At 62.4% G+C, this 18,457-nt stretch carries 13 protein-coding genes; 6 read left to right on the forward strand and 7 right to left on the reverse strand.

All coding sequences use genetic code 11. The annotated features are described in order from the left end of the window. Positions 1-3,207, forward strand: a complete 3,207-nt coding sequence (locus HJO_RS17625) for an ATP-binding protein (RefSeq protein WP_084141714.1) — start codon at positions 1-3, stop codon at positions 3,205-3,207. A 120-nt stretch (positions 3,208-3,327) separates the two neighbouring features. On the opposite strand, the gene ccrA is transcribed toward HJO_RS17625, so the two are convergent. Then, positions 3,328-4,599, reverse strand: coding sequence for a crotonyl-CoA carboxylase/reductase (ccrA, locus tag HJO_RS06855; RefSeq protein WP_035615468.1), 1,272 nt, complete (start codon positions 4,597-4,599; stop codon positions 3,328-3,330). A 155-nt stretch (positions 4,600-4,754) separates the two neighbouring features. On the opposite strand from ccrA, the gene HJO_RS06860 reads away from it, so the two are divergent. After that, positions 4,755-5,639 carry an aminotransferase class IV gene (locus tag HJO_RS06860; protein WP_035615470.1) on the forward strand — a complete coding sequence of 295 codons (885 nt, stop codon included), beginning with the start codon at positions 4,755-4,757 and terminating at the stop codon, positions 5,637-5,639. Here the strand turns inward: HJO_RS06860 and HJO_RS06865 are convergent. Both HJO_RS06865 and HJO_RS06870 read right to left on the reverse strand, forming a co-directional pair. Beyond that, a complete protein-coding gene (locus HJO_RS06865; RefSeq protein WP_051618370.1) occupies positions 5,588-5,896 on the reverse strand; it encodes a SemiSWEET transporter in 309 nt (102 codons plus the stop codon). The genes HJO_RS06860 and HJO_RS06865 overlap by 52 nt on opposite strands. Before the next feature lie 39 nt (positions 5,897-5,935). Next, a complete protein-coding gene (locus HJO_RS06870) occupies positions 5,936-6,475 on the reverse strand; it encodes a hypothetical protein (protein ID WP_156945459.1) in 540 nt (179 codons plus the stop codon). Positions 6,476-6,624: 149 nt separating this feature from the next. Between HJO_RS06870 and HJO_RS06875 the strand changes: the two genes are divergently transcribed. Together HJO_RS06875 and rimK are read left to right on the forward strand one after the other, a co-directional pair. Continuing rightward, a complete protein-coding gene (locus HJO_RS06875; RefSeq protein WP_035615474.1) occupies positions 6,625-8,619 on the forward strand; it encodes a protein meaA in 1,995 nt (664 codons plus the stop codon). A gap of 86 nt (positions 8,620-8,705) precedes the next feature. Continuing rightward, the gene (rimK, locus tag HJO_RS06880; protein WP_035615475.1) at positions 8,706-10,115 is read left to right on the forward strand and encodes a 30S ribosomal protein S6--L-glutamate ligase; all 1,410 of its coding nucleotides are present in this window, start codon (positions 8,706-8,708) and stop codon (positions 10,113-10,115) included. On the opposite strand, the gene HJO_RS06885 is transcribed toward rimK, so the two are convergent. Both HJO_RS06885 and HJO_RS06890 read right to left on the reverse strand, forming a co-directional pair. Next, a complete protein-coding gene (locus HJO_RS06885) occupies positions 10,102-11,370 on the reverse strand; it encodes a multidrug effflux MFS transporter (protein ID WP_051618371.1) in 1,269 nt (422 codons plus the stop codon). The genes rimK and HJO_RS06885 overlap by 14 nt on opposite strands. Positions 11,371-11,514: 144 nt before the next feature. Next, positions 11,515-12,105: a CC0125/CC1285 family lipoprotein gene (locus HJO_RS06890; RefSeq protein WP_035615477.1), complete on the reverse strand. Its 591-nt coding sequence runs from the start codon at positions 12,103-12,105 to the stop codon at positions 11,515-11,517. Between the two features lie 171 nt (positions 12,106-12,276). Between HJO_RS06890 and HJO_RS06895 the strand changes: the two genes are divergently transcribed. Beyond that, positions 12,277-13,830 (forward strand): PQQ-dependent sugar dehydrogenase, encoded by a 1,554-nt coding sequence (locus HJO_RS06895; RefSeq protein ID WP_084141717.1) that lies wholly within the window; start codon positions 12,277-12,279, stop codon positions 13,828-13,830. A gap of 70 nt (positions 13,831-13,900) precedes the next feature. On the opposite strand, the gene HJO_RS06900 is transcribed toward HJO_RS06895, so the two are convergent. Both HJO_RS06900 and HJO_RS06905 read right to left on the reverse strand, forming a co-directional pair. After that, a complete protein-coding gene (locus HJO_RS06900) occupies positions 13,901-15,331 on the reverse strand; it encodes an aldehyde dehydrogenase family protein (RefSeq protein WP_035615479.1) in 1,431 nt (476 codons plus the stop codon). 128 nt (positions 15,332-15,459) lie between these two features. Further along, positions 15,460-16,980 (reverse strand): helicase HerA-like domain-containing protein, encoded by a 1,521-nt coding sequence (locus HJO_RS06905; RefSeq protein WP_035615481.1) that lies wholly within the window; start codon positions 16,978-16,980, stop codon positions 15,460-15,462. 150 nt (positions 16,981-17,130) lie between these two features. Between HJO_RS06905 and HJO_RS06910 the strand changes: the two genes are divergently transcribed. Beyond that, a complete protein-coding gene (locus HJO_RS06910; protein ID WP_035615483.1) occupies positions 17,131-18,219 on the forward strand; it encodes an AI-2E family transporter in 1,089 nt (362 codons plus the stop codon). Positions 18,220-18,457 lie beyond the last annotated feature (238 nt).

Raw genomic sequence — 18,457 nt, forward strand, 5'->3', positions numbered from 1 at the left:
ATGACTCTGTCAACACTTGAAGAGCCAGCTGCAGCCGAGCGGAGCGGGGGGGCACGCCTCTCGGCCTTCATCCGCCGGCCAGGGATTGTTCATGCCCTGTTGGTTCTCGCCTCGTGTTCATTGTCTGCCGGTGCGGTCCTGCTGACACGTGGCACTGGCGACGTTGCAGCCGTCTGGCCCGTCAACGCGATCCTGCTGGTCGTGGTCCTGAAGTGGCCCAGGGCCGAATGGCCTTCATTGTTCGGGTGCCTGATCCTCGGCAACCTGCTGGCCAATTTCCTCATCGGCGACCCGTGGCTGCGCTGTGTCATCCTGGCCGGCGCGAATAGCCTTGAAGTGCTCATCGTGGCGCTGATTATGACCCGGAATTTCAAGCCAAGAATTACCAGCAAGGCCGGCATCATCCGCCTGTGCGCAGCATCCCTGATCGCGTGCAGTGTTTCGACCCCGCTGGCACTTGCAGGGCTTGCCATCACCGGCGCGACACTTCCCTTGCAGAACACGGTTCTCTGGTTTTTCGGGGACATTCTCGGCCTGCTCCTCTTCACTCCGCTGCTGTGGGCGCTGTTGGCGAAGCGCGATCATGTCGGACAGGCGCTGAGCTGGAAGTCTGTGGTCGAGGGGTTTCTTGTTGTCGCCGTCACGATTGGCGTGTTCGCCCAGTCGAGCTTTCCGCTGCTCTTCCTCGTTCCGCCGGTTGTCGTGCCATTCACGTTTCGCCATGGGGTTCGCGGGGCCGCCGTTGCGCTGCTTGTCGTAACGGCGATCTCCATCGGATTCACCTATGCCGGAATGGGGCCGACAATGCTGGCAACAGGGGGTGTCGTCGAGCACATGCTGGTGCTTCAGGCGTTCCTTGCGGCGAACTCGTACATGGCGCTGACGCTCGGGGCGTCGGTTGTGGAGCGGAACCGCCTGAACCAGCGCCTGCGCAATTCGCGGCGCCGGATTGTCGAGCGATCTACACGGGAAAACGTGCTTCTCAGCCAGGCCGAAATGGCAGACGAGATCTTGCACGTCGGCCACTGGACGGTGGAGGCGGGCACGGGCGACATTTACTGGTCGCCGGAAGTTTACCGGATTCACGGCGTGACGCCTGAAACGTTTGATCCGATGCTGGGAGCTGCGCTGGATTTCTTTGCTCCGGAGGATCGCGAATGGGTTTCGGACATGATTGATCGCCATATGGCAACCGGGGAGGACTGGGACTTCGAGGCGACCCTCATTCGACGCTCTGACGGACAGCGGCGGCGGGTGAGGTCGATTGCGAAATGCCAAGTCAACCGGTCGGGGTCGGTTGAGAGCATATTCGGCGTATTCAAGGATATCACGCAGGAACACGAACTCTATGCGGCGCTCGCCGCGAAGGAAGAGCAGTATCGCCTCCTGGCCGAACACTCGACCGACATTGTTCTCAAGTTCGGTCTCGATGGCATCATCAATTACGCATCGCCCTCGGCCTCCGTGATCGCGTCGCCGGAAGAGTCGATTGGCAAGCGGACGGTCGACTTCGTCATCCCTGAAGACCGCGACTACGCGATCGCAATCACGCAGGACCTGTTCACGGACAAGGAATTCGACCACAGCGTACAGCGCGAATTCAGGGTGCGTCTCGCTGACGGTTCGATCGTCTGGCTGGAAGGCAAGCCGCAGATCATTTCTGACGCCGACGGAAATGCGGTTGAAGTTGTGTCGACCTATCGCGATGTCAGCGAGCGCCATGAGCGCGAGAAAGCGCTCGCCGAAGCGCGCCTGGAAGCTGAATTGGCAACTGTCGCCCGCACGGAATTCCTGTCCAACATGAGCCATGAAATCCGTACACCCCTGAACGGTGTTCTCGGGTTTACCGACATCCTGAAGACAACGGCGCTGACGGATGACCAGCTGACCTATGTGCAGCGGATTTCATCTGCGGGCCGCACGCTGCTCGAAATCGTCAATGATATTCTGGATTTCTCGAAGATCGATGCTGGCCACATGGATGTCGAAAAGCGCCCTTATGATCTTCGCGCGGTCATCGACGATGTCGTGAGCCTGATCGCGGCGGCGCGGCCAAACCCGAACGTCAAGATCTCCTGCCAGGTTTCGCCTGATGTGGCTGCGGCGGTGGTGGGAGACGAGACGCGCGTACGCCAGATTCTCACCAATATCGTCGGCAATGCCGCCAAGTTCACGGAGGCTGGTCATGTCCGGCTGGACGTGCGGGTGAGAGACGGGCGGCTCTGCATGATTGTCGCCGATACCGGGCCGGGCATTCCAGCCGACAAGATCGCCCATATCTTTACCGGCTTTTCGCAGGCCGATTCGACAATCACCCGGCGTTTCGGCGGCTCCGGCCTCGGCCTGTCGATCAGCCGGTCGCTGGCATTGCTGATGGATGGTGATCTGGAGATCGTCAGTGAGGAAGGGGAGGGCACGAACGCAATCGTCACCCTGCCTTACATTCCTGATCGGCGCACAGGCCGTGCCGAGACACCGGACATGGTCGAAGACCGCCGGGCGCCCACTGCCGCCCGCGTGATGGTCGTCGACGATGTCGAGATGAACCGGGCCCTGATCGAAGTCGGCCTGCGCAATGCCGGCCATGAAGTGACGAGCTTTTCGTCTGCGCCCGAGGCGATCCTGTCGCTGCTGGAAGGCACGCTGTATGACATCATCCTGATGGATGTGCAGATGCCCGAGATGGACGGTCTGACTGCGACGCGTCGCATCCGTGAAATGCTCGGGCCTGCATCCCGGCTTCCCATCGTTGCCCTTACGGCCAATGTGCTGGCCAGCCAGGCGGAAGAATGTATCGCGGCCGGCATGGACGCGCATTTCGCCAAGCCGATCAACATGGTGGGCCTGAACGGCCTGATCGACCGGCTGTTGCGCAAGAAAGGGACCGAAGATGCCGAGCGGGCCGCTGCGGCGGATGCGCAGATCGAAGCGCTGAAGGAAGACTGCCGCCGCGATATCCTCAACCTTCCCGGCCAGTTGGGCGCGCTGTTGCGCATCAGTGCACCGGAAGAACGTGCGCGCGCAGTTGCGGCCCTTGCACATTCCGTTGCGGGAACATCCGGCAGCCTGGGCTTCAAGGACGTGTCGGACGCCGCTTTCAGGCTGGAGTCAGTCGCGAAGGAAATTGTTGTCACCGGCACGCCTGTCAGCGGGTCGCTGGAAGGCGCGGTCGATCGCTTCGTAAGTGTCGCCCAAGCTGCGGCCTGACAGCGGCGCAGCGCCCGCGAAGGCGAGGCATTCGCTGACCGCCTGACCTGAGACGGGGCCAATTATAGGAAAGCCGGCTCCCAAGGGAGCCGGCTTTGCCTGCTCGTGAGGTCGTAACGGCTAAGTTTGCCCGCTGACGGCCAGGACGTCTTCTACCGTGCGCAGGCCGGGTTTCGGGCTGGTGACGAGGACGGCCATGTTGCCGGGCAGGTGCTTGTTGTCGAGCATCTTGTCATGGGCGGCCGGGATCTGATCCCAGGTGAAGACTTCCGACATGCCAGGGTCAATCCGCCGGTTGATGACGAGATCGTTGGCGGCGCTTGCCTGTTTCAGGTGCGCGAAGTGGCTGCCCTGAACGCGTTTCTGGCGCATCCACAGGAAGCGGGCATCCATGGTCAGGTTGAAGCCGGTCGTGCCGGCACAGATGACCACCATGCCGCCGCGCTTGACCACGAAGACCGAGACCGGGAACGTGCTCTCGCCCGGATGTTCGAACACGATGTCGACATCCTTCTTGCCGGTGATGTCCCAGATCGCTTTGCCGAACTTGCGCGATTCCTTCATGTAGTCGGAGAATTCCGGACCGTTGACCGTGGGCAGCTGGCCCCAGCAATTGAAGTCCTTGCGGTTGATCACGCCCTTGGCCCCAAGGCTGAGGACGTGTTCGCGCTTCTCGTCGCTTGAAACGACGCCGATGGCGTTCGCCCCGGTGACGGCGCAGAGCTGGACGCCGAAGCTGCCTAGGCCGCCGGACGAACCCCAGACGAGCACGTTGTCGGCTGGTTTCACGATGTGCGGGCGGTGGCCGAACAGCATGCGATAGGCGGTGGCCAGCGTCAGCATGTAGCAGGCGCTTTCTTCCCAGGTGAGGTGCTTCGGGCGGGGCATGCACTGGCGGGCCTGGACGCGGGCGAACTGGGCGAAGCTGCCGTCCGGCGTCTCATAGCCCCAGATGCGCTGGGAGGGCGAGAACATCGGGTCGCCGCCATTGCATTCCTCGTCGTCGCCATCGTCCTGGTTGCAGTGGATGACGACTTCGTCGCCGGGCTTCACACGCGTGACCTTGCGGCCGACCGCCCAGACGATGCCGGCAGCATCGGACCCGGCGACATGGAAGTCCTGCTTGTGCACGTCGAACACGGAAATCGGGTCACCCAGCGCGGCCCAGATGCCGTTATAGTTCACGCCAGCCGCCATCACGAGGACGAGGACTTCGTCGGAATCGATTTCCGGCACCGGAACCTGTTCCAGTTGCATCGCCGTCGAAGGGCGGCCGTGGCGCTCGCGGCGGATCGCCCATGCGTGCATGAGCTTGGGCACATGGAACTCCGGCGGTATCTCGCCGAGCTCGTAGATGTCCTTGATTTTGCGGGCGGGGCTGTCTTTAGCCATGGGATTGCCTTCCTCCTGGGGTCGTACCGGGGACCCGAGCGCCTTTATGGCATCTTCACAGCCCCCCCAATTGCGGCCACACTGGCCTGTGAACTGCACCAGTGCAAGAAAATTGTTGCAGCGCACAAACGAGATCCAAGGGAGCGCGCTGCGCCATGACTGTCTGCAAGACCGCCTATCTGGGCAACGCTTTCTGCGATGTCGAGTCGGCCAGGATTTCACCGTTTGACCGCGGATTCCTGTTTGCGCACGCTGCATATGAGGTAACGGCGGTCTATGCTGGACACCTTGTCGATTTTGGCGGCCACATGGCGCGGCTCGATCGGACCCTGAAAGGAATAGGGGTGCCGAATCCCCTGTCTGGTGAGGGCTGGACGAAGATTCACCGCGATCTCATCGCCATCAACAGCCTGACCGAGGGCCTGATCTACCTTCAGGTTTCAGCCGGGGCCTATGGCCTGCGGGACTTTGCCGGCCCGGAGACATTCCAGCCCACCGTATTTGTCTATGCCGACGCCCGGCGCCTGATCGGCGATGCCGCGCGGGACGGGATTCGCGCGATCTTCCTTGACGATTCCCGCTGGAAGCGGCGTGACATGAAAACCACACAGTTGCTGTCTCAGGCGCTGGCCTACCGGACGGCGCGGGAATCAGGGGCCGATACGGCGTTCCTTGTGGAAGATGGCCATGTGACGGAGGCGGCATCCGCGAATGCCTGGATCGTGAATGGGGAGGGGCAGCTGGTGACGCGGGACCTGTCGCCATCCATCCTGCCGGGGATCACGCGGGCGGGTGTGCTCGATTTGCTGGAAGGGTCAGGCCTTCATCTTGTCGAGCGGGCCTTCACGCCGGACGAAGCGCTGAGCGCGAAGGAAGCGTTCACGACGTCTGCGGGCGCGATGATTGCGCCGGTCGTAGCGATTGACGGACAGGCCATCGGTACGGGCCGGCCGGGACCGGTGACGCGGCAGATCCAGCGGCTGTACTATCAGGCGATGGGCGCGGACGTGGCGGCAGTGGCTCCTTGGGCGATGGGCTGACGCGCTGCCAGGACGGCGCGGGTCTTGAGCGTCAGGATGGTGCCGGCAAGGCCAAGCGTCACGGCGTTGGCCAGGATGATCGGCAGGCTGGCGAGCAGCAGGCCATAGACCAGCCAGGCCGTTATTCCCAAAGTGAACAGAACGTACATGACGAGGGAAATGCCGCCGGTTTCGCGGGTGCGCAGGATGTGCACGGCCTGCGGAACGAACGAGATTGTCGTCAGGATGGCCGCAAAAAATCCAATATATTCAGTCATTTGAAGAGGCCCTGGGGGTGGCGATGCTGCTGGTCGCAGTCAGCGGCGAGGAGGCGAGTTCGGATCGGTTTCCGGATCGTAGAATTCACCTTCGATAATCTCGCCATCTGCAATGCCTGAAGCAGGACCGCTGTTACGGAACGATGCGTTCAGGCTGGACAGGACGCCGCTCATCTCGGTTGTCGCGATGCGGGCGCTGATCGCGTTGACGGCCAGGGCGAAACCGCTGATTCCGAAGAAAATAGCTGCATCTTCAAGGCCCAAGCCGCGCGCGAGCGAGGTGTCGCGAAACAGGGCAAGGATGCCAAGCAGGATGATGAACAGGCCTGCAAGGCCGCCGAGGCGCACCGCAAACCCGGGCAGGAGCGGCGCAAGGGCGACAGGGGCCGGCGCGCCGGCCAGGCTGGCAAGGCGCAGCCGTTCGACCAGGCTGACACCGATCATGCCGGCCGCGAGCACCGCCACCATCAGGGGGCTGCGCTGCATCACGGCCACCAGGAACACGCCGAACGGAAAGGCGAGCAGGCCGGCGAGGCGCAAGGTAAGTGCGGTCTGGAGGGGGGAAGTCGCTGAGGGCAAGGCGGGGTCCGCGGGGTGGAGTGAAGGTGTGGTGGGTCCGTTCCGATGTGGCCATACCAATGCGTCAACACAAGGGCGCGCGGCGGCGCTTGCGCTGGGCCGCGTCGCGCGGCATGTTGCGCCGCAACAATAAAAGGGGACCTCCCGGCATGGCCGACACAGACCGACCCATCCAGCACGCGCCGGACAGACCGTGGATTTTCCGCACCTATGCCGGCCATTCGACAGCGCAGAAGTCCAACGAACTGTACCGCGGAAACCTGGCCAAGGGGCAGACAGGCCTCTCCATCGCCTTCGACCTGCCGACGCAGACGGCCTATGACGCCGACCATATCCTGGCGCGCGGCGAAGTCGGCAAGGTGGGCGTACCGGTCAAGCATATGGGCGACATGGCCCTGCTGTTCGACCAGTTGCCGCTGGAAGAGATGAACACGTCGATGACGATCAATGCGCCGGCGGCCTGGATGCTGGCCATGTATGTGGCGCTGGCTGACGAGCGCGGAGACGACCGGCACAAGCTGCGCGGCACGACGCAGAACGACATCGTCAAGGAATACCTGTCGCGCGGCACCTATGTGTTCCCGCCGGAACCGTCGATGCGGTTGATCTCGGACATGGTTAGCTGGTGCTATACCGAAGTTCCGAAATGGAACCCGATGAATGTCTGCTCCTACCACCTGCAGGAAGCCGGTGCGACCCCCGAACAGGAGCTGGCTTATGCGTTGGCAACCGCGATTGCCGTGCTGGACCGCGTGAAGGCGGGCGGACAAGTTCCGGAATCAGACTTTGAAACCGTGTTCGGGCGCATTTCGTTCTTCGTGAATGCGGGTGTGCGTTTCGTTACGGAACTTTGCAAAATGCGGGCGTTCGTCGACCTGTGGGAAGAGATCGGCCGCGAACGCTATGGCGTGACCGACCCGAAGGCGCTGCTGTTCCGTTATGGCGTGCAGGTGAACTCGCTGGGCCTGACCGAGCCGCAGCCAGAAAACAATGTCTATCGCATCCTGATCGAGGCACTGGCCGTGACCCTCTCGAAGCGGGCTCGCTGCCGCGCGCTGCAATTGCCGGCGTGGAACGAGGCGATGGGCCTGCCGCGCCCGTGGGACCAGCAATGGAGCCTGCGCCTGCAACAGATTTTGGCCTATGAAACCGACCTGCTGGAATTCGAGGACATTTTCGACGGCAGCCATGTCATCGACGGCAAGACCGAAGAGTTGAAAGACAAGGCGCGGGCGACTCTCGCCGAGATCGACGCGCTGGGCGGGGCAACCAATGCCATTGGCCATATGAAAGAGAGTCTGGTCGGCGCGCATATCGACCGGATCAAGGCGATCGAAAGCGGAGCCCTGAGCGTTGTCGGCGTGAACAAGTATACCTCGACCGAGGAAAGCCCGCTGGGCACGGGCGATGGCGCGATCATGACGGTCGACCCGGCCGAAGAGGCCGCCCAGGTGCGCGACCTGAAGGCGTGGCGGGCGAAACGGGACAATGCGGCGGTCGAGGCGGCGCTGGCGAACCTGAAGGCGGCGGCAGCGAGTTCGGTGAACATCATGGAGCCGTCGATTGCCTGCGCCAAGGCGGGGGTGACGACCGGCGAATGGGGCACGGCGATGCGCGAAGTGTTCGGCGAATTCCGCGCACCGACAGGCGTGGCCATGGTTATCAGCGGCGGCGGCGACGAGGAAATCGACGCGGTGAAGGCCGAGGTCGACCGGGTGTCTGATGCGCTGGGCCGGCGCCTGACCTATGTGCTGGGCAAGCCCGGCCTCGACGGGCATTCCAATGGTGCCGAACAGATTGCGGCGCGGGGGCGGGAAGTAGGCATGGATGTCGTCTATGAGGGCATCCGGTTTACGCCAGCCGAGATTGCCGCACAGGCGAAAGAGGCCAACGCGCACGTGATTGGCCTGTCGATCCTGTCCGGCAGCCATCTGGACTTGGTGCGCGAGACGATTGCCGAGATGCGCAAGGCGGGGCTTGAAAATGTGCCGCTGGTGGTGGGCGGCATCATCCCGCCGGAGGACGCGCGCGCCCTGCGCCAGATGGGCGTGGCCCGCATCTACACACCGAAGGATTTCAAGATCACCGGCATCATGGGCGACGTGGTGAAAGTGGTCGAGAAGGCCTGGCTGGCGACGACATAGGCTTACAGCTTTCTTCTTCTTGCGGGGCCGGGACAAGGCGTTTAAGGGCGGCGATCACTTACAATCCAGCCTGATCGGGAACCGCCATGGGACAGTTTGAACTCGGTTGGGAAGAGTGGCTGGCGCTGCCGGACCTCGGCCTGCCTGCCATCAAGGCCAAGGTTGATACCGGCGCGAAAACCTCGGCGCTGCATGCCAGCGTGATCGAGCCGTTCGGGCCGAACACCAAGCCGCAGGTGCGCTTCCTGATCCAGCCGGACCCGGCAGACCCGAACCTCGAAATCACCTGTTCGGCGCGGGTAATCGACCGGCGCGAAGTGACGAGCTCGAACGGCGACACCGAACTGCGCTACGTGATCGAGACCGAGGCGGAGATGGGCGGGCGACGCTGGCCGATCCAGCTGACCCTGACGAACCGCGAGAACATGACCTACCGGATGCTGTTTGGCCGCGGCGCCATCCAGCCCGACATGATCGTCAATCCGAACGCCTCGTTCAGCCAGCCCTTGCTGGACTATGCGCGCTATAATGGCCTGCCGAAGCGGACGCCGGTGAAGCGGCCCCTGCGGATCGCCCTGCTGACGCGCGAGCCGAACAATTATTCCTCCAGACGCCTGGTGGAAGCTGCCGAGGCGCGCGGCCACGTCATGGAGATGATCGATACGGCGCGCTGCTACATGCAGATCGGCACGCTGGACCCCGAAGTGCATTATGACGGCAAGGCACTGGCCCGGTTCGATGCCGTGATCCCGCGCATCGGTGCATCGATCACCGATTACGGCATGGCCGTGCTGCGCCAGTTCACCAATACCGGTGCGTTCTGCCTGAACGGGGCAGGGGCGATCGGACGCTCGCGTGACAAGCTGTTGGCGCACCAGTTGCTGGCGCGGGCCAAGATCGGCATGCCAATCACCGCCTTTGCGCACAGCCCGAAGGACACTAAAGACCTGATCTCGCTCGCCGGCGGGGCGCCGGTCGTGGTCAAGCTGCTGTCGTCGACGCAGGGCAAGGGCGTGGTGCTGGCCGAGACGCGCAAGGCGGCCGAAAGCCTTGTCGATGCCTTCCGTGGCCTTGAGGCGAACTTCCTGGTGCAGGAGTTCATCAACGAGGCGGCAGGCGCCGACACGCGCTGTTTCGTCATCGGCAACAAGGTGGTTGGCGGCATGAAGCGCCAGGCGGCCAAGGGGGAGTTCCGGTCCAACCTGCATCGCGGCGGAACGGCAACCGCGGTGAAGCTGACGCGGGCCGAACGGGATATCGCGCGTGAGGCGGCGAAAGTGCTGGGCCTGCGTGTGGCAGGGGTGGACCTGTTGCAGACCGATGACGGCCCGAAAGTGCTGGAGGTCAATTCCTCGCCCGGCCTGCAGGGGATCGAAGGCGCGACCGGAAAGGACATCGCCGGCATGATCATCGAACACCTCGAGCGTCAGGTGCGCCCATTGGCCAAGGTGCGCGAAACGGGCGCCAAACCGCGCCGCCGGGTCAACGTGAACTGAACAGCTTGCCCTTTTCGGTGATCAGGATGATGACCAGAGATATGACGCCGAGGCTGACAAAGCCCAGCATGATCGGGACCGTTGTTCCGTTATACTGGTTGGCAATGGCCATGGCGATCAGGCTGGAAACCGTGGTCGTGGCAAAGCCAAGGGCCGCAGACGCCGTGCCAGCGATCTTGCCGAGCGGTTCCATGGCCAGTGCACTGAAATTCGATCCCATCAAGCCAAAGCAGCCAAAGCAGAGCGCGAAGATCGGGAAGAAGACATAGAGATTGTCGGTCGTGAAATGGGTGACCACAGCCAGGATCGCCGACATGATGGTAAAGACCAGCAGCGCGGTATGGCTGATGCGGCGCATGCCGACCTTTTCGACGATGCGGGAGTTCAGGAAATTGGCGCAGGCGAGCGTGCCGGCGACGCCAGCAAACCAGAGCGCAAAGGTTTCCTTCTGTCCGAAGACCTCGCGGAAGATCTGTTCCGACGAGGCGATGAACGAGAACAGGGCGCCGAAGATGACGCCGGAAGCGCACATGTAGCCGAACGTGACGCGTGACTTGATGATCTGCTCATAGGCACCGAGGGCGGCGCCGAGATTGAGCGGCTGCCGGGCGTCTTCCGGAAGCGTCTCGGGCAGGCGGTACCATGTCCAGATGAGCATCACGATGCCGAACGCGGCGAGGACGACGAAGATGGCCTCCCATGGCGCAACGAGCAGCACGATCTGGCCAATCCCCGGCGCGAGGATGGGGACGACCATGAAGATGGTCATCACGAGCGACATGAACCGCGCCATCTGGCGACCGGCAAACAGGTCTCGTACGACCGACACGGCGACGAGCCGGCCGCCGGAAGCAAACACGCCTTGCAGGAAACGCATGATCAGCAGGGCCATGAAGTCGCGCATCACGATGCAAGCCAGGGCGGTGATGCTATAGCCGACAAGGGCGACGAAGAGGGGACCGCGGCGACCAAACCGGTCGGAGACGGGCCCCCAGATGATTTGCGGTGCGCCAAAGCCGAGCACGTAGGAGAAGATGATCATCTGCTGGCGGTTGTCGCTTTCCATGCCGGGCGCGGTCAGGCCCACCGCATGGGCAATTTCGTTAAGCGCGGGCAGCATGATGTCGATGCCGAAGGCATTGAGCGCCATCAGGCCGGCGATCATGACGACGAGTTCGCTTCGGCCGGGAACGGGGCGCTTTGCCACGGGCAGGACACCTGATGGTGGAATCGCGGTGGGTTCGGTGTCGGCCATGAGCCCGCCTCTCCTGTCAGGTGCGGATGGGGAGGGAGCCTATCTGGGGCAAGCATGGGGCCTTGCCTAGGGGCCGGTTGGCATTAAATCCGATTGTTGCAAAAACGCCGCCCGGGCGGGGCGGCGTTCTGTTGGCAAGGCGATTCAGGATTCAGGTCGCTGGATCTGGGTCCCAAGATTGAAGATCACCTGATCGGCGTCGAAATAGGCCGGATCGTCAGGCTTCTCGCCCTTGCTCATCACGATCTCGGCGGATGCGACATAGCTCGTCACTTCACGATATTCCTGTGGGCCATCCCAGAAGGGATCATAATAGCCGAACCGGGATGCGTAGAACGAGCGCGGATAGGCCCAGCGGCGGTAGGGGTCGTAGAAGTAACCCGCCCGCGGACCGAAATACCGGTAGTCGAGGGCGAAGTGGTCGTAGAAGGGCGAATAGCCGGATCCGACCGGGATAGCGCGGCTCTTGGAGTCGGTTGTCCGCTGGACAACGCGGAAATTGTCGAACCCGTTCTCCTTGGTCAGTTCGGCGGCGCGGTAGAGCATGTAGGTTTCGACTGTCTTGCGGTCAGTCAGGCTGTTGCCAGCAAACTGGACCTGAAAACGGTTCGATTCGATCTGCTGTTCGGAATACCCGCGATCAGTGTCCATCGCGGCCTGATACGGGGTTGCGGTTGTGCAGGCTCCGAGCAGGAAAAGTGCTGCAAGGCCTGCAGCCAGGTTCAGTTTTGCCATTGAGCATACCTCCGGGTGGCGTCGACTTTTATATATTTAGTAGCGTTCAGTCTGAACGCCAGTTGAACTGGTGCGTTCCAGTTCTACCATTTGTCATCTGACAGACGAAACCGGGCGCGCTACGTTGTTGTGACGGTCTGTACAGTAATAATCATCTGGAGCGATAAGGCCATGCACATCAATGTGAACGTGTCCGCGATGGCCCGGTCAATCCTGCCGGCCATCGGGCTTGCCGCCTGCAGCGGTGGCAGCGACAGCCCAAGCCCGCCCCCGCCGCCTCCACCACCCGCTGCGAACCGGGCACCGGCCTTTACGTCGCCGGCGCAGGTGACCGTCGCGGAAAATACGACTGGAACTGTCTACACCTGGGCCGTATCGGACCCGGACGGTGACACGCTGACCGTGTCGGTGGTGCCCGGCGGCGACGAAGGGGCGTTCGATATCGACATCCCCTCGCGGACGATCCGGGCTGCGACACCGCTCGATTTCGAAACCCCGGCGGATGCCAATGGTGACAATATATATGACGTGACGCTGGAAGCCCGCGACCCCGGCGGCCTGATGGCGCAGTTGGCGCTCAGCATCACGGTCAGCAATGTCGTCGAGGACATGACGCTGACGCGGGTCGGCACCGGGTTTACCCAGCCGCTCTACCTTGTCGGACTTCCGGGCAGTTCACGTGTGCTGGTACTGGAGAAAGGCGGGCGGGTTCGCCTGCTGGATCCTGCGACCGGTGCAATCGATCCGGTCGACTTCCTCGATGTGTCGGCTGACACGACGGCGGCCGGGGAGGGCGGGCTGCTGGGCCTTGCATTTTCACCCGACTTCGCAACCGACCGGACCTTCTACATCAACATGACGAACAATTCCGGCGATACCGAAATCCGGCGCTACACGATGTTTTCCGGATCCAATGTCCAGGCCGATCCTGCGACGTCTGACGTGGTCCTGACCTTCGACCAGCCGCAGTCGAACCATAATGGCGGCTGGATCGGTTTTGCGGCCGATGGCCTGCTGTTCGTGCCCACCGGCGACGGCGGCGGTGGGGGGGATCCCAGCCAGAATGCGCAGAACCCGAACTCCCTGCTCGGCAAGATCCTGAGGATCGACGTCACTGGCGACGCCTTCCCGGCAGACCCGGAACGTGACTACGCGATCCCGCCGGGCAATGCATTCGACGCCGCGAGCGGGCGGGAAGAAATATTTGCCCTTGGCGTGCGCAACCCGTTCCGGTGCAGCTTCGATCCAGTCACCGGTGACCTGCTGATCGGCGATGTCGGACAAGGCGCCATTGAAGAAGTGGACCGCCTGCGCATGACGGATGCCGGCACGAATTTCGGCTGGGACATCCAGGAAGGTACGCAGGATTTTGAAGGGCCAGACCAGCCTGGCCTGACTGATCCGGTTGCAGAATATGCTCATGGCAGCGGGCCGGCCGCGGGCGAGTCGATCATCGGCGGATACGTCCATCGCGGCAATGTCGAGACGATCAAGGATTCCTATGTGTTTGCGGATTTTGTCAGCGGTAATGTGTGGGCGATCCCGGTCGACAACCTGGTCGTCGGCCAGACGGTGTCGGCCGGTACGTTCCTTCGCCTGAATGATGCCCTGCGGCCCGATGCCGGTACGCTGTCCAGCATTTCAAGTTTTGGCGAGGACAATGACGGCAATCTCTACATCGTCACCCTGGTGGGTGACATCTTCCGGATTGGCAACGCACCTTAGGTGCGGGCCCAAAAAAAGGGGCGACCCGGCGGGCCGCCCCTTGTGGATGTTACAGGCCTGATGCGCTGCTTCAGGCGGCCTTGTAGCCGATGACTGCCTTCGTCTCGAGGAATTCCTCGAAGCCGAGCTCGCCCCATTCGCGGCCATTGCCGGACTGGCCGTAGCCGCCGAACGGTGCCGAGAAGTCAGGACCGGCACCATTGACGGTGATCTGGCCGGCGCGGATGCGATTGGCCACTTCGTGGGCTTCTTTTTCCGGGCCCTGAACATAACCTGCGAGACCGTAGACCGTGTCATTGGCCATCTCGATGGCATCTTCGAGCGTGTCATATGGCAGGATGCAGAGCACGGGGCCGAAGATTTCCTCGCGCGCGATGGTCATCTGGTTGGTGACGTTGGCGAAGACCGTCGGACGGGCGAAATAGCCCTTGTTGAAGCCTTCCGGACGGCCGGGGCCGCCTGCAACGAGCGTTGCGCCTTCCTTGATGCCGGTTTCGATCAGGTCCTGTACCTTCTGGTACTGGTTGCCGTTCGAGATCGGACCGATGGAGCCGGGGGTCGCTTCGCCGGGCATCATCACCTTGACGGACTCGGCAGCTGCCTTTGCGATGGCAATCGCCTGGTCCTGCTGGCCCTTCTGGACAAACATGCGCGAGGGCGCGTTACAGGACTGGCCGGTATTGGTCATCATCTGACGCACGCCGCCAGAGACGGCTTTCTCGAGGTCAGCCGTTGGCAGGACGATGTTCGGTGACTTGCCACCGAGTTCCTGGGCAACGCGCTTGACGGTCGGGGCAGCGGCCTGCGCGACAAGGACGCCGGCGCGGGTCGAACCGGTGAAGCTCATCATGTCGACATCAGGATGTGCCGAAAGAACGGCGCCGACGCTTGGGCCGTCGCCATTGACGAGGTTGAACACGCCCTTGGGCACGCCGGCTTCATGCAGGATTTCTGCGAAGATCAGCGCGTCGAGCGGTGCGATTTCGGACGGCTTGAGGACCATGGTGCAACCCGCAGCGAGGGCCGGTGCTACCTTGCAGGCAATCTGGTTGAGCGGCCAGTTCCATGGCGTGATGAAGCCACAGACGCCGATCGGCTCCTTGCGCAGCATGGTCGTGCCTTTCAGCTCTTCCCATTTGAAATTGCGAAGGATTGCGGCGGCAGTCGCAAAGTGGCCCATGCCGGCCGGAACCTGCGCAGCGTTTGCGAGCCACATCGGGGCGCCCATTTCATCGGAAATGGCGCTGGCCAGATCGGGGATGCGCTTCTGGATACCGGCGGTGATCTTGTCGAGCAGGTCAGCGCGGTATTCCGGGGTGGTTTGCGAGAAGGACGGAAAGGCTGCCTTGGCAGCCGCAACGGCCTTGTCAACGTCAGCTTTCGAGCCGAGCGAGATGCGCGCGAAGGGTTCTTCGGTTGCGGGATTCTCGACGTCCAGCGTGCGCGGCTCGACCGGATCGACCCACTCACCGTTGATGTAGAATTTGAGATAGTCTTTCATAGGCCTGAGCCTCCCTGTGAGTTCGGTTGTTCTTTAATGACTATAGGTGACGCGGGCGTCACCTGCGAGTCCTGACCTTAAGGAAATCTGCGGAGTAACGGGGAATTCATGTGCGCCGGGCCAGGCGCCTAACGCTTCATGCCGCCAAGGATACCCCGCAGGATGTAACGGGTGAATTCACGGGTGGCGGTGCGGGCCGCCTGCTTGCCTGCTGCCTCGAGCGGGGTCTGGCGCCGCGACCGGGTCGACTTGGCGCGGGTCTTCTTCTTGTTGAGGGCTGCTTTCGCCTTGGATTCCCTGGCTGCGAGCCGTTCGGCTTCCTCGGTCGCTTCGGCTTCCTTCGCCTCAAGGATCTCATAGGCCGATTCCCGGTCGATCACCGTTTCATACTTGCCGGCGACAGGACTCTCGGCCTGGACGGCGGCCCGTTCAGCGTTCGTGGCTGGTCCGAGGCGCGAGGACGGAGGCCGGATCATGGTGCGCTGGACCACGCTGGGCGCGCTCTTGGCGTCGAGGGTCGAGACGAGGGCTTCGCCGGTGCCGAGCTGGGTGATGACCTCGCCGGTATCGAAACGGGGGTTTTCGCGGAAGGATTCGGCCGCGGCGCGGACGCCCTTGCGCTCGGCCGGCGTATAGGCCCGCAGGGCGTGCTGCATCCGGTTGCCCAGCTGGGCAAGCACGCCTTCCGGCAGGTCGCGCGGGTTTTGCGTGACGAAGAAGACGCCGACGCCCTTCGACCGGATCAGGCGGACGACCTGTTCGATTTTCTGGAGCAGTGCGGCCGGGGCGTCATCAAACAGGAGGTGGGCCTCGTCGAAGAAGAAGACGAGCTTGGGCTTCTCCGGGTTGCCGATTTCCGGCAGGCGCTCGAACAGTTCCGACAGGAGCCAGAGCAGGAATGTCGAATAGAGCTTCGGACTGTTGATCAGGCGCGTTGCGTCGAGCACGTTGATATAGCCGCGCCCGTCGAGCGTCGTGCGCATCATGTCGGACAGGTCGAGCGCGGGTTCGCCGAAGAAATGGTCGGCGCCTTCCCGTTCGAGCACGAGGAGGTTGCGCTGGACCGCACCGAGCGAGGCGGATGCGACATTGCCATATTCCCGGCTGATCTCGTCGCGCACGTCTTTCTGGGCGAGGTGGTTCAGCAGCTTGCGCAGGTCCTTGAGGTCGAGCAGCAGGAGATTGTGGTCGTCGGCGTATTCGAACGCGATGTTGAGCACGCCCTCCTGCGCATCGGTGAGTCCCATCAGGCGCGAGAGGAGCAGGGGCCCCATTTCCGAAATGGTGGCGCGGACCGGATGGCCGTTCTCGCCGAAGACGTCCCAGAAGATCGCCGGGGCGGCTGCGTAGCTGTAATTCTCCAGGCCGATCAATTCTGCGCGAGCGACGAGCTTGTCATGCAGCTTGTGGTCGGCGCTGCCGGGCACGCAAATGCCGGACAGGTCGCCCTTGACGTCGGCGCAGAAGACCGGGACTCCAGCGTCCGAAAAGCCCTGCGCCAGGATCTGCAAGGTGACCGTCTTGCCCGTTCCGGTCGCGCCGGCGACCAGGCCGTGCCGGTTCGCCACTTTCAGCAGGAGTTCCTGGGCGACATTCGGCGTGCCAGACCCGTCAGCGTCCGCGCCGCCGATAAAAAGTGAATCCGTCATCCTGTCCGAGCCTCCCGCAATGAGGGCAGGACGCTAGTGGTTTCGCAGGATTCGGCAAGGGGGCGGACTGCCACGAAAAAATCGGGCGCGAAGGCGCTTGACGAAGGGCGTGGCTGCTTACAACCTCCAGCAAATACTCGGGGGAACACGATGGATCGCGCATCAAAGACAGGTATCTGGATCATCGCGACGGGTGTCATTATCGCATTCCTGTATGTCGGCCGGGGTATCCTTGCGACCTTTGCGATGGCGGTGTTCCTGTTCCTGATCATCGAGGGATTTGCCACGGTCATCGACAATTGGGCGGGATGGTTGCAGCGGGGCGTGGCCCGCATCGTCGCGATCCTGACCGTTCTGGGTGGATTTATCGGCTTCATCGCATTGATGGCAAACGGCATGTCACAATTCGGGCGTGATGCGGCCGACTACGAGATCAAGATCAACGGCCTGATCCAGGACGCTTACGGCGTCGTGAACATGGAAAACGCCCCGACGCTGACGCACCTCCTGTTCAATGAGGGGGGGCAGCGGTTCTTCGCGACCATCGCCAACGCGACCGGCGACTTGTCGGGCGACCTGATGCTGATCTTCATCTATGTCGCCTTCCTGTTCCTGGCGCAGTCCGGATGGACGCGGAAGCTCGACAACATCTTCCCGGACCCGACGCGCCGCGAGCAGGTCAAGGTGATCGGGGCCGATGCACGCCGCGGTATCGAGACCTACCTGTGGACCCAGACCGTCATTTCGGCGCTGATCACCGTACTGACCTATGTGTCGCTTCTGGTGCTGGGCGTGAAGAATGCCCTGTTCCTGTCGGCATTGATCTTTGTCCTGAACTATATTCCGACCGTGGGGTCGATTGCGGCAGCCCTCGTGCCACCACTTTTCGCGCTCGTTCAGCCCGACATCCCGGCATGGGTTCCGGGCGCGTCACCGCAGGATGTCTACATCTACGCAGCGATTGTTTTTGCAGCTGTCAGTTTCTGGCAGTTCTCAATCGGCAATTTCCTGCAGCCGCGGATGATGGGCGAGTCGCTCAACCTGTCCGCACTGGTTGTGTTGCTGGCACTCGCAATCTGGGGTGTTTTGTGGGGCATTCCCGGCATGTTCCTGTCCGCGCCACTGACAGTGCTGATGATGATACTGTTTGCCCAGTCGGAAGGGACGCGCTGGATAGCGATCCTTCTGTCAGCCGATGGAAACCCGCAGGGCAAGGGGGGGCAAGTAGTCGCAGGTTAAACTGCCAAAGATCGTGGCAAAAAGGGATGTCGTAAGGCAACCGAGTGACAACGAGCCGGGCGACACTGTTATATTCAACCTTTGGCTCTGTGCTATTAGCACATGGCATAGGTGACATTTCCCGCTTCGTGCATATGTTGCACTTATCAAGATCAGGCCTCCGCGTGCGTCCCCCCACCCAGCCTGCGGATCGCCTGTAGGGCCCGTCGGACATGTCCCCGTTCGACGGGCCCGTCTC

Source organism: Hyphomonas johnsonii MHS-2 (assembly GCF_000685275.1).
In the GTDB taxonomy this organism is placed as follows: Bacteria; Pseudomonadota; Alphaproteobacteria; order Caulobacterales; family Hyphomonadaceae; genus Hyphomonas; species Hyphomonas johnsonii.

Excerpts from the sequence above, each read along its gene's own strand:
- HJO_RS17625 (WP_084141714.1), top strand. The coding sequence starts at position 1 with ATGACTCTGTCAACACTTGAAGAGCCAGCTGCAGCCGAGCGGAGCGGG.
- ccrA (WP_035615468.1), bottom strand. The coding sequence starts at position 4,599 with ATGGCTAAAGACAGCCCCGCCCGCAAAATCAAGGACATCTACGAGCTC.
- HJO_RS06860 (WP_035615470.1), top strand. The coding sequence starts at position 4,755 with ATGACTGTCTGCAAGACCGCCTATCTGGGCAACGCTTTCTGCGATGTC.
- HJO_RS06865 (WP_051618370.1), bottom strand. The coding sequence starts at position 5,896 with ATGACTGAATATATTGGATTTTTTGCGGCCATCCTGACGACAATCTCG.
- HJO_RS06875 (WP_035615474.1), top strand. The coding sequence starts at position 6,625 with ATGGCCGACACAGACCGACCCATCCAGCACGCGCCGGACAGACCGTGG.
- rimK (WP_035615475.1), top strand. The coding sequence starts at position 8,706 with ATGGGACAGTTTGAACTCGGTTGGGAAGAGTGGCTGGCGCTGCCGGAC.
- HJO_RS06885 (WP_051618371.1), bottom strand. The coding sequence starts at position 11,370 with ATGGCCGACACCGAACCCACCGCGATTCCACCATCAGGTGTCCTGCCC.
- HJO_RS06890 (WP_035615477.1), bottom strand. The coding sequence starts at position 12,105 with ATGGCAAAACTGAACCTGGCTGCAGGCCTTGCAGCACTTTTCCTGCTC.
- HJO_RS06895 (WP_084141717.1), top strand. The coding sequence starts at position 12,277 with ATGCACATCAATGTGAACGTGTCCGCGATGGCCCGGTCAATCCTGCCG.
- HJO_RS06900 (WP_035615479.1), bottom strand. The coding sequence starts at position 15,331 with ATGAAAGACTATCTCAAATTCTACATCAACGGTGAGTGGGTCGATCCG.
- HJO_RS06905 (WP_035615481.1), bottom strand. The coding sequence starts at position 16,980 with ATGACGGATTCACTTTTTATCGGCGGCGCGGACGCTGACGGGTCTGGC.
- HJO_RS06910 (WP_035615483.1), top strand. The coding sequence starts at position 17,131 with ATGGATCGCGCATCAAAGACAGGTATCTGGATCATCGCGACGGGTGTC.